Source organism: Gimesia alba, assembly GCF_007744675.1.
GTDB lineage: Bacteria > Planctomycetota > Planctomycetia > Planctomycetales > Planctomycetaceae > Gimesia > Gimesia alba.
In genome coordinates this window covers 3,171,595-3,186,049 of record NZ_CP036269.1, presented here as the reverse complement: position 1 = coordinate 3,186,049, position 14,455 = coordinate 3,171,595, and the positions used below count along the sequence as shown (strand labels likewise).

The 14,455-nt window shown below is 48.4% G+C and carries 12 protein-coding genes; 8 read left to right on the top strand and 4 right to left on the bottom strand.

Features of this window, described 5'->3' with window-relative positions; all coding sequences use genetic code 11:
* Window positions 1-23 precede the first annotated feature (23 nt).
* The 5 genes from Pan241w_RS11905 (at window position 24) to Pan241w_RS11885 (ending at window position 5,819) form a co-directional block, all read left to right on the top strand.
* Complete coding sequence (locus Pan241w_RS11905) at window positions 24-368, top strand: hypothetical protein (protein WP_145215590.1); 345 nt, start codon at window positions 24-26, stop codon at window positions 366-368.
* A gap of 104 nt (window positions 369-472) precedes the next feature.
* Window positions 473-1,801 (top strand): PhoPQ-activated pathogenicity-related family protein, encoded by a 1,329-nt coding sequence (locus Pan241w_RS11900; protein WP_145215587.1) that lies wholly within the window; start codon window positions 473-475, stop codon window positions 1,799-1,801.
* Between the two features lie 185 nt (window positions 1,802-1,986).
* Complete coding sequence (locus tag Pan241w_RS11895; RefSeq protein ID WP_145215584.1) at window positions 1,987-2,301, top strand: hypothetical protein; 315 nt, start codon at window positions 1,987-1,989, stop codon at window positions 2,299-2,301.
* Window positions 2,302-2,633: 332 nt separating this feature from the next.
* Complete coding sequence (gene rimI, locus Pan241w_RS11890) at window positions 2,634-3,185, top strand: ribosomal protein S18-alanine N-acetyltransferase (RefSeq protein WP_145215581.1); 552 nt, start codon at window positions 2,634-2,636, stop codon at window positions 3,183-3,185.
* A gap of 12 nt (window positions 3,186-3,197) precedes the next feature.
* A complete protein-coding gene (locus tag Pan241w_RS11885) occupies window positions 3,198-5,819 on the top strand; it encodes an excinuclease ABC subunit UvrA (RefSeq protein WP_145215578.1) in 2,622 nt (873 codons plus the stop codon).
* A gap of 12 nt (window positions 5,820-5,831) precedes the next feature.
* Here the strand turns inward: Pan241w_RS11885 and uvrB are convergent, their stop codons facing one another.
* The 4 genes from uvrB to Pan241w_RS11865 all read right to left on the bottom strand — a co-directional run bounded on the left by uvrB (window position 5,832) and on the right by Pan241w_RS11865 (window position 12,200).
* Window positions 5,832-7,877, bottom strand: coding sequence for an excinuclease ABC subunit UvrB (uvrB, locus tag Pan241w_RS11880; RefSeq protein ID WP_145215575.1), 2,046 nt, complete (start codon window positions 7,875-7,877; stop codon window positions 5,832-5,834).
* A 222-nt stretch (window positions 7,878-8,099) separates the two neighbouring features.
* The gene (locus tag Pan241w_RS11875; RefSeq protein WP_232107427.1) at window positions 8,100-8,981 is read right to left on the bottom strand and encodes a segregation and condensation protein A; all 882 of its coding nucleotides are present in this window, start codon (window positions 8,979-8,981) and stop codon (window positions 8,100-8,102) included.
* 297 nt (window positions 8,982-9,278) lie between these two features.
* The gene (locus Pan241w_RS11870) at window positions 9,279-10,043 is read right to left on the bottom strand and encodes a gamma-glutamyl-gamma-aminobutyrate hydrolase family protein (RefSeq protein ID WP_145215572.1); all 765 of its coding nucleotides are present in this window, start codon (window positions 10,041-10,043) and stop codon (window positions 9,279-9,281) included.
* A gap of 960 nt (window positions 10,044-11,003) precedes the next feature.
* Window positions 11,004-12,200 carry an MFS transporter gene (locus Pan241w_RS11865; RefSeq protein ID WP_145215569.1) on the bottom strand — a complete coding sequence of 399 codons (1,197 nt, stop codon included), beginning with the start codon at window positions 12,198-12,200 and terminating at the stop codon, window positions 11,004-11,006.
* Between the two features lie 219 nt (window positions 12,201-12,419).
* On the opposite strand from Pan241w_RS11865, the gene tsaE reads away from it, so the two are divergent.
* The 3 genes from tsaE (at window position 12,420) to Pan241w_RS11850 (ending at window position 14,350) form a co-directional block, all read left to right on the top strand.
* A complete protein-coding gene (gene tsaE / locus Pan241w_RS11860) occupies window positions 12,420-12,905 on the top strand; it encodes a tRNA (adenosine(37)-N6)-threonylcarbamoyltransferase complex ATPase subunit type 1 TsaE (protein WP_145215567.1) in 486 nt (161 codons plus the stop codon).
* A 46-nt stretch (window positions 12,906-12,951) separates the two neighbouring features.
* Window positions 12,952-13,956 carry an NAD-dependent epimerase/dehydratase family protein gene (locus tag Pan241w_RS11855; RefSeq protein ID WP_145215564.1) on the top strand — a complete coding sequence of 335 codons (1,005 nt, stop codon included), beginning with the start codon at window positions 12,952-12,954 and terminating at the stop codon, window positions 13,954-13,956.
* Window positions 13,957-14,059: 103 nt separating this feature from the next.
* Window positions 14,060-14,350, top strand: a complete 291-nt coding sequence (locus Pan241w_RS11850; RefSeq protein WP_145215561.1) for a hypothetical protein — start codon at window positions 14,060-14,062, stop codon at window positions 14,348-14,350.
* Window positions 14,351-14,455: the final 105 nt, after the last annotated feature.

Here is a 14,455-nt window from a genome sequence, read left to right as displayed (position 1 = left end):
CTTTCACTAAAAAAACCTACCCAGTGAAGGGGAAAATCACTGTTGATGGAAAGGAACCCGGTTCCCCCATCCAGATCCAATGTCTGAATACAGGTGAAATTGACACAGAACACCCAACGGCTTCGGGATGTAACTCCTCTAACGACGGAACGTTTGAACTCTCAACTTACACAACCGGTGATGGAATACCTCCTGGCGATTATGTTTTGACATTCGTCTGGAAAAAATTTGACATCATGTCACGGGGATATGGTGGCCCCGATAAACTCAAAAAACGATACGATAAACCAGAAAAATCCAAAATCAAATTTTCTGTAACCGAGGGAGAACCAACCGATCTCGGCGTAATCGAATTAACCACGAAATAACGCTTTTTTACTTTGACTTTTCGAGTATAGAACAATTTCCCCAGTCAGCTTTGAAAGTTGCCTGGTCACTACTCTGACTTCAACCTGAAAACCGGATCAAGTCTATGATTTCACGAGTTGCTACTTGCCTGATTGCGATCTCTGTCAGTACTTCCATTTTTGCTGCCGAGAATTCCAATGTTCCTGCTTCCCTCAAACAAGCCAGAGAAATTCCGGATGCGTTTTTTAAATACATTCAACGCGAGGAACCGGACTATAAATGGGAAATCCATGACTCGTTCTCACACGATGGCGTCACTGCTTACCCTGTGGAATTGACGTCTCAGACCTGGCAGGGAATTACCTGGAAGCACTGGCTCTATATTTTCGAACCTGACAATATTCGCATTAACAACAAGGTTCTCCTGTTTGTCACCGGAGGCAGCAATGGCTCTCGCCCGAGTGAAAAACGACTCCACCCAGCATTTTTACTCGCAAAAACAACAGGCGCTCGCATCGCCTTACTCACCCAGGTTCCAAATCAGCCACTGTTTGACGGCAAAAAAGAGGACGATCTGATTACGGAAACCTGGCTGCGTTACCTGAAAACAGGCGACGAAAACTGGCCACTCCTGTTCCCCATGGCAAAAAGCGCCGTCAAAGCCATGGATGCCATTCAGGAAATTGCCCGGGAAAAACGCAATATTGTCATTGATGGCTTTGTGATTACCGGCGCTTCCAAACGAGGCTGGACCAGTTGGCTCACCCCCGTAGTCGACAAGCGAATTATCGCCACCGCACCGATTGTGATTGATACGCTCAATTTTCGAAAGCAAATGAAACACCAGATTGCCACCTGGGGAAAATACAGCGAACAAATTATCGACTACACCAGCAAGGGACTGATCGTTGAAGGTGAAGAAAGCCAGAGAGAGAAACACCTCCGCCAAATGATGGACCCTTACACTTATCGGAATCAACTAAAATTACCCAAATTAATCATCAATGGAACCAACGATCCTTACTGGGTTGTTGACGCAATGCGTTTTTACTGGCCTGACCTGGTGGGCCCCAAATACATCCTTCAAGTCCCGAATGCGGGCCATGACCTTGGTGGCGGAGTCGAATACGCCTTGCAGACCATCGCCGCCTTCTTTATGCATGCTGCGACAGGCAAAGAACTTCCGACGATGGATTGGGACAACTCCACCGATTATGAATTGAAACTTACCTGCAAGAAGAAACCAACGCAGGTCCGACTCTGGAGTGCTTACTCAGAGAATAAAGATTTCCGTAATTCCAAATGGACTTCCAGTGAAATCACCACTGACAACGATGTGTACTTGGCGAAAATAAACAAACCAGAAAAAGGGCACGTCGCTTATTATCTGGAAGCCATCTACACCATAAACCAAATCCCTTTCTCATTATGCACGATTACGACTGCCAAATGACGGCAATTGAATCGCGAATTTACAATTCTTAAAGCAGGAGATCCATTTTTAAAATCTTCGAAGAAGATTTCTTTTTCATCTTTCCGTTTCTTTTCTGAATGTTAAGATATCGTGTAGACGGGGTTGATTTCCCCGAAAGCACGAACAGAAGGACCGTATATTAAAGTGGTGAAAGGAACAGCCACATGAAAAAGAAATCTCTCGCCCAATCTTCTAACCCGACTCCAGCCAAGGCAGCCATTCGAACGACATCATTGCAGTTTGATGCGCCCCATTCTCTGGAGTGCGAAATTCAGCATGCATTAGCACTAGATTCGGACGTCTGCCTGAATTCTCTCGTTGTTCGCCGCACCAAAAATGGGGTTTGCCTCGAAGGTGTTCTCGAATTTGATGGCGAATGTCCGGACATCTGTAATCGAATCAAGGCGCTCACTGGCGTTGAAGAAGTCATCAACCACCTCATGATGAAAAAACGAATGCCGCTTCCCCCGAAAGGCTAAGCAGCACTTCAGTTACCACTTGAATGCGCCAAAGAAATTCATGTTGAGAAGGCTTTTTCTGCGCAGCAAACTCTCCCATTCGCTTCATTTTTGCCAAAAAAAATAAAAATTCGTCTGTGCGCCGTTAATCACTTCTGCTAACTTTCGCGAATCAACCTCGCTGTTTTAGGCGTCATCAACTCCGAAACACATCCTCAATCATGACCTACAAATTCCGACGCCCAACTAAACCGATTCAATTCATTTTTCCCAGGCTATTGCTGAACTCATGAAGAGAATAGCAACTGTCCAAGGCACTTATTGAAGTACTTATCAGTAGCAGGAAGGCCACTATGAGTCTCAATCATCATCCAAACCAAGATACTATGGTGCAAATCCGCTGGCTTATCAGGAGAGATATGCCAGAGGTTCTCCGAATTGAAGAGGAGAGCTTTGAATACACTTGGACGGAAGAGTATTTTCTGAGCTGCCTCAGACAACGAAACTGTATCGGCATGGTTGCAGAGCACAATCACCAGATCGTCGGCTTCATGATTTATGAACTTCATAAATCGATGATCCAGGTTTTGAACTTTGCCGTCGCCCCCGAATTCCGACAGCAGGGAATTGGACGTCAAATGGTGCAACGCGTGATAGATAAACTGTCTCAGCAACGTCGGCGTGAGATTGTATTAGAAGTCCGCGAGACCAACCTGTCCGCTCAACTGTTTTTCCGCAAAATGGATTTCCGCGCCGTTTCTGTACTGAGAAACTACTTCGAAGACGCAGGAGAAGATGCCTACGTTCTGCAATACCGCATGGAACGCGCCGAACAGGACTTCGCTCCCGGACTTGCTCCCAAAAATCGGATCAGCAATTACTTCGACGCCTCGGATGCTGCCTGAAATTGACAGCGAATGACGAATCAGTTGCCAAGTGGATCTTCTTCCAGCCAGCAGATGCCTGCCATTCAACTGCGTGGCGTCCGTGTCCATAATCTGCAAAACATCAATCTGGACATCCCTCTTAATCAATTGACCGTCGTCTGTGGCGTCAGCGGTTCCGGCAAGACCAGCCTGGCTTTCGACACGCTTTATGCAGAAGGTCAAAGACGCTACATTGAGACGCTCTCTACGTCTGCCCGGCAATATTTGAACCAACTCCCCAAGCCAGACGCCGATCATGTTTCTCATATACCGCCAGCAATTGCCCTCAAGCAAAACGCAAGCAAAAGACTTGCAGCCAGCCGCGGAATCGAACCAACGGTCGCCATCGAATCGGGTATCCACCACTACCTGAGACTGCTGTATACTTCATTAGGACAAGTTGTCTGTCCCGCATGTCAATCACCGGTCATATCCCAAACACCGGAATCTATTCTCGATTTTCTGAAAACGCTGCCCCAAAACTGTCGTTACCAGATTTGTTATCCGATCCTTCCAACATCAGATCAACCTCTAGCGGAAATCATTGAGGATCTTATCCAGCAAGGCATGACGCGTGTCATTGCCAATCACAAGACCTACAAGCTGACAGCGAACAGCTCCTCAGAAATCATTCACTCAGCAGATCTTTTCCTGGTTGTCATTGACCGTCTGAGCACCAAGAGCATCGAAGATCAACGTATCCTGGACAGCCTGGAACTCGCGTTTGATTTATCATCTGGGAAATCCGTCATTCTCCTCGAGCAAAACCAGGACATCGAGAAAACAGCAGCCCCCTTGATGGTCGACGAAAAGCCCTGGCTCCGATTTGATTTCTCGACAGACCTGATCTGCTCTCGCTGCAACAAAGAATTCAGCCTTCCAGAACCACAACTCTTTAATTTTTTCAGTCCGACCGGTGCTTGTCCCACCTGCCAGGGAACCGGATTGATATCAGATTCCTCAAGCCCTTTGAAAACAACACAGATTTGTCCCGACTGTCATGGCAGTCGCCTGACTGCAGGCGCGCTCGCGGTCCAAATCCAAAACACCAACATCGACCAGCTCTGCCAGCAGTCGATTCAGGAGCTGCGAAACTGGTTTTCAGAGTTATCGCAAAATCTGAATCAGCCAATCCAACAACATGTGACACCTTTGCTCCGTGAAATCAACCATCGACTGGATCTGTTAGACGAATTGGGAATCAACTACCTGGCACTCAATCGCTCCATGCGAACGCTTTCCGGCGGCGAAGCACAACGCATCGCTTTAACCTCCACTTTGTCCTCAAATCTGGTCAACACACTCTATGTGCTGGATGAACCATCCTCGGGCCTGCACCCTGTAGAAAATAAACGTGTAATTTCTGTTCTCCAGAAACTATGTCACCTCAACAACACACTTGCCATCGTCGAACACGATGCCGACTTCATCCTCGCAGCCGATCACATTGTGGAACTGGGACCTGGTGCCGGTAAAGCAGGGGGCCAACTTGTTTTTGAAGGCCCCTATGCCCAACTTATTGCCTCAACATCCTCGCCAACGGGTAAAATTCTAAATGCCTCTTCGCCAGCAGACCTGAAATTGGTTCCCAGAAAAACAGACCCCGACTGGATCACACTCAGCGGCGTCACTCGCAACAATCTGAAAAATATCAACGTTTCATTTCCACTGGAACAGTTGTGCGTTGTCACAGGCATCAGTGGCAGCGGCAAAAGCAGCCTGATTGAACAGACCCTCTTTCCTGTTCTGTCAGACCTGCTGACGAAAACAGAACAAGCTCATTCATTTTCGTTTTGCCAATCAGTCACTGGCATCGAGCAGATTGACGAAGTGATCTTTCTCGACCAGTCACTCGTAGGCCAGACTCCCCGGAGCATACCGGCAACTTACCTGAATCTGTTCGACAACATCCGGACGGTGTTCGCTCAAACCAGTGATGCGAAACTTCGTAATCTCTCTCCCCGACATTTCAGTTTTAACAGCAAGAACGGCGGCCGCTGTCCTGAATGTAAGGGGACGGGCTCGATTGAAATCGACCTGCAGTTCCTGGCAAACTTAAACATGACCTGCCAGGAGTGTCACGGAAAACGCTATCAACGCGAACTGCTGGAAATCAAATACCGCAAACTCAATATCGCCGAGGTACTGGAACTGACCGTCGACGAAGCGTTCCCTTTTTTCCGCGGTCAGCCAGCGCTGCAAAAAAAACTGAAACAACTCAAAGATGTCGGCCTGGGTTACATCCCTCTCGGCCAGCCTCTCCCTTCACTCTCGGGCGGAGAATGCCAGCGATTAAAACTCGCTGCCTACTTGACTACCAGCAGTCGCAACAAAACCCTCTTTCTGATAAATGAACCGACGGCTGGCCTGCACCCGCTGGATATTCAATATGTCTTAAACTGCTTCGAACATCTACTCACAGCCGGACATTCTATTATTGTTATCGAACACAACCTGGAAATGATCCGAGCCGCCGACCACATCATCGACCTGGGTCCTGATGCAGGCGAAGCCGGGGGCGCCATTGTGACGACAGGCACACCAGCAGAACTCGCACAACATCCATCCTCTTACACGGGAGCTGCTCTCAAAAAGCAGTTCTTGAATACTTGAAGCGCATGAGACTCAACGTTTGCGTCGCTGTCGTTTTCCTTTTTTTCCAGACCGGGACGCTTTTGCGGTCTGAGTTTTTCCGGACTTGCCCCCGTTTTTTTTCAGATCGTCAATCCGATCTCTCAATAATGCGGCTCGCTCAAACTCCAGCTGTTCCGCCGCCTCCAGCATCTCTTTTTCGAGCTCTCCCAGAAATTCCTGGGTAATATATTCTGACTCATCCGAGAAACCGACTGACTCCCGCACAAGCTGACGGGCTTCGATTTCTTCTTCAATGCCTCGCTTGATCGCTTTCTTGATAGACTCCGGCGTAATCCCATGCTCGCAATTATATTCTTCCTGAATCGCACGGCGACGTTCTGTTTCATCGATCGCATTCTGCATGCTGTTCGTCATTCGGTCTGCATAGAGAATGACTTCCGCGTTGACGTGCCGAGCCGAACGGCCGATTGTTTGAATCAAACTGGTTTCACTTCGCAAAAAACCTTCTTTGTCGGCATCCAGAATGGCAACCAGTGAAACCTCGGGAATATCCAACCCTTCGCGCAATAAATTGATCCCGACAACAACATCATATTTCTGCTCTCGTAGCCCTCGTAATATTTCCACGCGTTCAAACGCATCCAACTCGGAATGCAACCAGGCACAGCGAATCCCTTCCTCTTGAAAATAAGAGGAAAGGTCTTCTGCCAGCCGCTTGGTCAACGTAGTCACCAGCACGCGCTCTTTCACCGCAACGCGTTTCAGAATCTCCTCTTTCAAATGAGGAACCTGCCCACGGGCCGGCACAATTCGAATCACGGGATCGATCAACCCAGTCGGACGAATGACCTGTTCCACGACTTCCCCTTCAACACGCTCCAGCTCCCAGTCACCCGGCGTAGCAGAGACAAACACCGTCTGTCTGCGTCGTTCGTTCCATTCATCAAAAGTCAACGGGCGATTATCAAGCGCCATCGGCAAACGAAAGCCATGCTCAACCAGATTGGTCTTTCGAGATCGGTCTCCCGCAAACATCGCACGTACCTGAGAGACGGTCACATGCGATTCGTCAACGAATAACAGATAATCATCGGGGAAGAAGTCGAGCAACGTATCCGGCGGTGATCCCGGTTTTCTACCCGCCAGCGCGCGGCTGTAATTCTCGATCCCCGGACAAAAGCCCACTTCTTCCAGCAATTCCATATCATACCGAGTTCGCGCACTGAGCCTTTGGGACTCCAGTAACTTCCCCTCATTCTGCAGGACCTGCAACCGTTCATCCAGTTCGCTTTGAATCTCGTGAATAGCAGACTCAATCCGCTCCTGAGGCAAAACAAAATGCTTGGCCGGATAAATATAGGCTTCTTGCACGGTCCGCAGCACTTCTCCCGTCAAAGGATTAATGACCGCTAGATTTTCGATTTCATCGCCCCAGAATTCAATCCGATACGCGAACTCTTCATAAGCGGGCCAGCACTCAACCACATCTCCGCGAACTCGAAATTTCGCCCGCGAAAGCTCCACATTATTTCGATCATACTGAATATCAATCAGCTTCCGCAGCATCTCATCGCGGTCAATCTCTATGCCCACCCGAAGCGGGATCATCATCTCCAGATAATCTTTGGGAGACCCCAAACCATAAATGCAACTGACGCTGGCCACAACAATCACATCACGACGACTGACCAGCGCGCTGGTCGCCAATAAGCGCAGACGATCAATTTCATCATTGATCGACGCATCTTTCTCAATGTAAATATCCCGCTGTGGAATATAGGCTTCCGGCTGATAATAATCATAATAGCTGACAAAATACGTGACGGCGTTTTCCGGGAAAAACTCCTTAAACTCCGAATACAATTGGGCGGCCAGAGTTTTATTATGCGATAGAATCAGAGCAGGGCGGCCCAGTTCTGCGATCACATTCGCCATAGTGAACGTTTTCCCTGATCCCGTCACGCCCAGCAACACCTGATCTGACTTTCCCTCTTTAATCCCCTTGACCAGTCCTTCAATTGCACGAGGTTGATCACCCGAGGGTTGGAAGTCGCTCTTCAGCTGGAAAACGGACATACTCTCTCATTCCTCTAGTCCTGTCATTTACCAACAGAACTTTTTTAAACACAGAGCCTCAGATCTAACATGGAGATAACTCAGTGTATTGTAGAGGAAAGCCTTCAACAGGGGAAAGGGACCAAAAGAGCAGAATCAAAGTGCTATCTATTTCAGGCGCCAGTGCAATTTTCCCCAGATGATACTCCGTTTTCAATCTGGACACCTGGGAAAACTGTAGGCTTAATCTTCAGACGCTGTTTCACCAGCAGGGGGTTCTACTTCAGGCAGATCTTCCGAGGATGCGGTCGCTTCCTCCACACCTTCCGCTTGCACAACACCATCCTGGCTCGCATCCAGTTCATCCGTTTCATTCGAATCTGACTCACCGGCATCCGTCATAGGAGGCATAACCCAGATTTCGCTGTATTCTACAGGCTGCTCTGCCCGAAATTGATGATGTCGCAACAATTCCAGAATCGCCAGGAAAATACCAATAATCCGGCTGCGTAGTTTTTCCCCTTCAAAGAAGTCACTGAATGCAACTCGTTGTTCTTCACGAACACGGGCACCAATCAGTTCGACATAAGTCGAAATCGGCGTATCATCATAGGTAATGCTTGACTGCTCTTCGACTTCCTTGCGCTTGACAACCCGCGCTAGCGCACTGACCAGGTCCCACAGCTCGACTTCTTTAATCAAGTCTTCGGAAGGATCTTTCCCTGATTTCGGACGCTCATCCGTTAGACGAGGATAGTGTTCCTGCCATTCCGCTGCGTGTTCTTCCAGCGCATTGGCTGCATCCTTGAACTTTTTATATTCCAATAACTGCTGAATCAAATCGCTACGAGGATCATCAATGACCTCAGCAATTTCTTCTTCTTCCGCGCGAGGCAAAACCATTCGGCTTTTGATTTCGGTCAGCGTGCTGGCCATCACGATGAAATCGCCAACCAAATCCAGATCAATCAATTCCAGAACATCGAGAAACTCGTTAAAAGATGCCGTAATTCGAGCGATGGGCAGGTCGAGAATGTCCAGTTCATTACGTCGAATCAAATACAACAGTAAGTCCAATGGACCACTGTATATATTCAGATCGACCCGGTATTGCGCAGTCGTCATAGTTTCTGTTTCGGGCTCAGTTTACAGATCCAGTTTCCACGATCCATCGTTAAACTGTTATCTGTCTTTTAGTTACATCGCTTCTTTGATCAAGAATGGAATACGATGAGTCGTCAGTCATCGCGGGATTCGATCGCATATTATCGTTATCGTCAGATTAACCGCTACAAATTCAGAGATTCCGATTTCCAGACCGAGAAATAAAAAATCGGCAAGTCGTTATGACTTGCCGATTTTCGAGTACATCGACTCACGATGACACAAAGCTGACTGAAATGAAACACCCCGAAATTCGGGTCAGGCAGCCTTGCGGACAGGCATTTGCAGAATTTGTGGTTCGGGCTCTTCACAAGCCGTCAGGAAGTTTTCGAAGACCTGCATATCCAAGGCAGACGCAGAATGATTTTGCGGATGCCATTGCACGCCTACACAGAACCAGTCTTCATCAGGAACTTCGATTGCTTCGACGACACCATCGGGGGCTGTCGCTGAAACCACAAACATTTTAGAAATATAATTCACAGCCATATGGTGCTGGCTATTCACTCGAATTTCACCCGGGCCGTACATTTTATCGACCCGCGTACCGGGAACAATATTGATAATATGTCTTAGATTGGATTCCACTCCATCGCGGTGATACATCGCTCCGGGAACATCTTCCGTCACATGCTGATGCAGCGTTCCGCCACTGATTACGTTCATCATCTGCATGCCGGAACCGATTGCCAGAATAGGCATTTTCATTTCCATTGCCATAGTGCAGATCCGGCGATCAAAGTCTTCACGACGCAGAGGCATCGCCCGAGAGGCGGGATGTTTTTCAAATCCCAGACGAACGGGATCAAGGTCCAGAGTACACCCTGAAAGCACCAGACCATCCAATTGATTCAAAAACTGTTTTAAGTCATCATCATCAGCCAACGGGGGAATCATCATAGGAATCCCACCAGCATCGGTTACAGAATCATAATAGCCGGTATAAAACCAGCTTAACGCCTGTGCTTCTTTTTGCTCAGCGCGGTAGTCTCCGGTAATTCCGATCAAGGGCTTTTTCGACATGGTTCCATCCTTCACTTCAATGCACTTCCTGTGCGGTCAAAAATATTCCGGGGATAAAACGGGAACTCCCCAATTAACAGACCGGCGGAAGCAAACTACAGAAAGACGCGCCAAAGAAGTGCGTTCGAGCGGATGAAAATCCCCCCTGATCGAACGAATAGAAATAGAATCCATTCTCTTTTAGCGGTCCGTTCCTTCGGTCCGTGTCGTACTGAAAAAAACTCAGTAGCCTCAAATGTTTGTTACTGAATCATTCCAAATCACTTGAGTGAGCGGATCTTAGTAACCTGAAATCAGGCTGTCCAGCGAATCGATCATTTTGAGCGAATATTTTCTCATTCAAACTTTCGCATACCACATCTTGTGTCAGCTCGATGATTGACTCCTGAAATTCTCGCACTGAAAGATATTTTTTCACCAAATTAATCGAAATCTTTGTCGCAGTTCAACAAGAAAACGACTTGCCATTGAAACAGGATTTTTATCCCAACCCTTCAAAAAACACCTGAAAAACAAGGCTTTAATTCACCTCTTGACTCCCTCATGCCACCCCTTAAATTGCGGGGTTAGCGTCGCGCGCGCGAGTGACTCGTTTTTTTATAGTGCATACGACAGAACCTGTTAATCGATCCACTATTCAAAACCCCTGTTTTTAAAGGCTCAAATTCAACATTCCCTTTTTCGGGTTTCTTATGTGCAGTCGCATTCTTTGACCATCGTTGACGCTTCAGAGAAAAATTACGAAAGATCAATGTCACTTTCTGCGATTTCACTCTTGCTTTGTTGACGCCGTTCCGCATGATTCAAATCTCTGTAACCAAACTTTTCGAATTGGAGTTGTACGATGACAAACCAATCAGCCTAATTTCTCTGTACAACTTCCTACAACAGGACTGATTCCTGACAAGCTTGATGCTATCAGACAAAACCACATTCATAGAGATGAAAAGCAGGCACTGCTTAAGTAGCCTCTACCGCTTCTGACTGAGGTTGCGTTCGTGTTGCCACTGCAGGCAGGAACAGCGTGCCCAGGGTCGCCAGAATCAGGCAGGGAATGATGGCATGAAACGCCTGATGCGGAACATCCAGGGCTACAAAGTGACTCGTAATTTTGGCCTGGATCATACCGCCTCCCCCCCAGGCCATTCCCATCGTAATCGCCGAAGCCACTCCGCCTCCATTCGGAAACAGTTGATGTGAATAGGAAACCATCGCCGGGCTGGTCCCCCATAGAATTAAACCACTGGGAATCAGAAGTAACGTCATCAGCCATGTCGGACAGCCTTCCCATCCGAGTACCAACATCAACGGGATTCCCAGCAGCGGACAGGCAATCATAAATGCTTTTTCATGGCCCGACTTGAAACGGAACGCCATCAACAACATTCCTGCACTGGCGGAAAACAGGAACACCGATTGCGTCATCCCAATCTCAAAAGCCGACGCGCCCTGATTTTCAAGGATGAAGGAAATCAGTTTATCCATCGCCATATTCGGCACCAGCCTGAGCGAACAGACCAGAAACAGAAAGAACGCTAAAAAGACGCGTCCTTCCAGCATCTGCGACAGCGACTGTGCCTTTTTCTTCCGATCCCGTTCAAACAGGGCGGCAGGCGGCTTTCCAAACTGGTACAGGAAAATAATCAGCCCGGAATACAGGGGCGCCAACACCCAGATACTGGACAGCCCCCAGGTCGAAACAATCGCACCACAAATCAGCGGCCCCAGCGCCAAACCCATGGCGCCGCCAAACATGAACAGCGACAGACTCCGTGTGCGGCGTTCTGGTATTAATGATCCAGCCACCACCGCCGCTTCCGGATGAAAAGACCCAATGCCAATTCCCCCCAGTAAGAGCGCCACACTCAACACGAGTACGCTGTTGGCCGGCCCCACCATCGGCATCAGTGCCGCTCCCAGTAATGGTCCCAGCCACAGAATCGATTTGATCGGATACCGATCGCGCAGATATCCAAAGACCGGCTGCGCGAGAGAGGATGCAAGCGCATGAATGGTCAACACCATGAACAATGTGTTCTCAGTTAATGAATGCACACGTTTCAACTCACCCCACAAGGGGCCAACAATGATCGCCGAAGCATCAACGATGATGTGAGTCAGCGTGAGACAGATCAAACAACGATAGGCGTGAGACATTACAGGTATAACTTCAAGGCGGGAGTTCGATTTGAAAGCAGACTCTATTCTACAGAGCTAGACAGGAATTTGGGAATCAGGTTCATAAGACTGTCTGCCTGTTTTTATTACTTTTTTCATCCCACTCTGAAAATAGCTTGTATTGTGATTTCGTCAGAAAAAAGCTATACCTGCCATATCACATCGACTTTTTTGCAAACTATTCAGAGAGAACATTCCTTGGACACTGCTTCAGAGTGGACCTTTCAATCAACCAGTGAAACAGAGACCCAACGCCTGGGAACCATGCTGGCAAAACTGCTCGAGCCGGGTACTGTGATTGCTTTAAATGGCAATCTGGGTGCAGGAAAAACCCGTCTGGTTCAGGCAATTGCAGAGGCGCTGGGCGTGGATCGAGCGGAGGTCAATAGCCCCACATTTGTTCTGATCCAGGAATACCAGGGAAATCTGCCGCTGTATCACTTCGATACCTACCGCTTGCAGGATACCGATGAATTTCTGGAACTGGGTGCCGATGACCTGCTGTATGCAAATGGCGTCTGCCTGATCGAATGGGCCGACAAAGTCGCGGAAGTCTTGCCGCGGGATTTACTGCAAATCAACATCGAACACAGTTCTGAAACAGCACGTACTTTTCACTTCAAGGGGCAGGGCCCCCGTTCAACCAAAATCGTCGATGCCCTCAAACGAGAAGACCCTGCATGAACGCAATCAACTTCTCCTCCCCAGACTTTGAATCAGGATGACAGATATGACTGTGGAATCGGAAGAGAAACTGTTGGTAACAGGCGGGACAGGCCTGGTTGGCAGTCGCGTGATTCAACGCGCACTGGAATCAGGAATTCCGACAATGGCCCTGGTGCGTTCACCGGCAGAGGCAGAGTTCTTAGCAGAGCAGGGGGCCGAGCTGATCGAAGCGGATCTCACAGACTATAAAACACTCAAAGATGTACTACGCGGCGTGACAATTGTCGTGCACACGGCTGCAAAGGTAGGCGACTGGGGAGCGATCGACGAATATCGGAAAACCAACGTCGGCGGGCTGGAATATTTACTGACCGCACTCGAGGAACAATGTCTGATCAAACATTTCATTCACATCAGTTCGCTCGGCGTGTATGAAGCCCGCGATCATTTTGGTACCGATGAAACTGAGCCGCCTCATACCGCTGGCATCGATGGTTACACGCTCAGTAAAATCGAAGCCGAGCAGCTTCTGCAAAAGCATTCTCTCCCATACACAATTCTACGTCCCGGATTTATTTACGGCCCGCGCGATCGTACCGTCTTACCGCGTATTCTGGAGCGCTTGAAATCAGGACAGTTCGCATACCTCGGCACTCCCGAGAACCTGATGAATAATACCTACGTCGAACATCTGGTCGACGCTATTTTTCTGTCTCTATTCAACGAAGAATCGCTCAGCCAGATTTATAATATCACAGACATCACTCTGGTCACGAAACGGGAATTCATCTCTACCATTGCTGAGCTGGCTCGGTATCCAATCCCCAAAAAAGTCGTTCCGCTTACAATTGCGAGGAATCTGGCCCGGGTGCTGGAAGGCCTCTGGAAATTCCTCGGAAAAAAACAGGCCCCCATCCTCTCACAGGCACGCATCAAGTTCCTGGGGCTGAACCTGGACTTCAGCACACAAAAAGCCCAGCAAGAACTCGATTATCACCCCAAAAAGTCGTTTCAACAGGCAATGACGGAAACCATGGACTGGTTTCGCGAAAACCACAAGCTCCCGTAGGTTACCGACAATGATGAATTTTACATGAAAAGATGCAGCAATCCAGTCCCATCGGAAATCTCGCATTTGACCCGACTTGGACCTGACGGATAGAATAGTCATTATGGAAAGTGAATCAACGCAAGCACCTGTACTGCCTGATCAGAAACAGCCAGCGGATCTCCCGAAATGGTCGTGGTGGCGGTATATGATCAAATCACTAATTCAGGTGACGATCCTTTTTTCTCTGTATGTCCTTTCCATCGGCCCCTTCTTCTGGCAATGGTACGCGTCGTTTAATTCGATGAGCTCCCCGTTCTTCGCATCCTTCTACATGCCGCTATTACTAGCCTGCGATTTTATCCCGCCACTCTCCGACGGCGTGAACTGGTACATCAACCTCTGGATTGGCTGATCGAACCTGCTATTCACCTGAATCTGGCAGGTGGACATTTTCCAGAAAACAAATACAACTCCCGTTTCATCAACTCTCACACATATCAAAAATCAAAATCCCAAA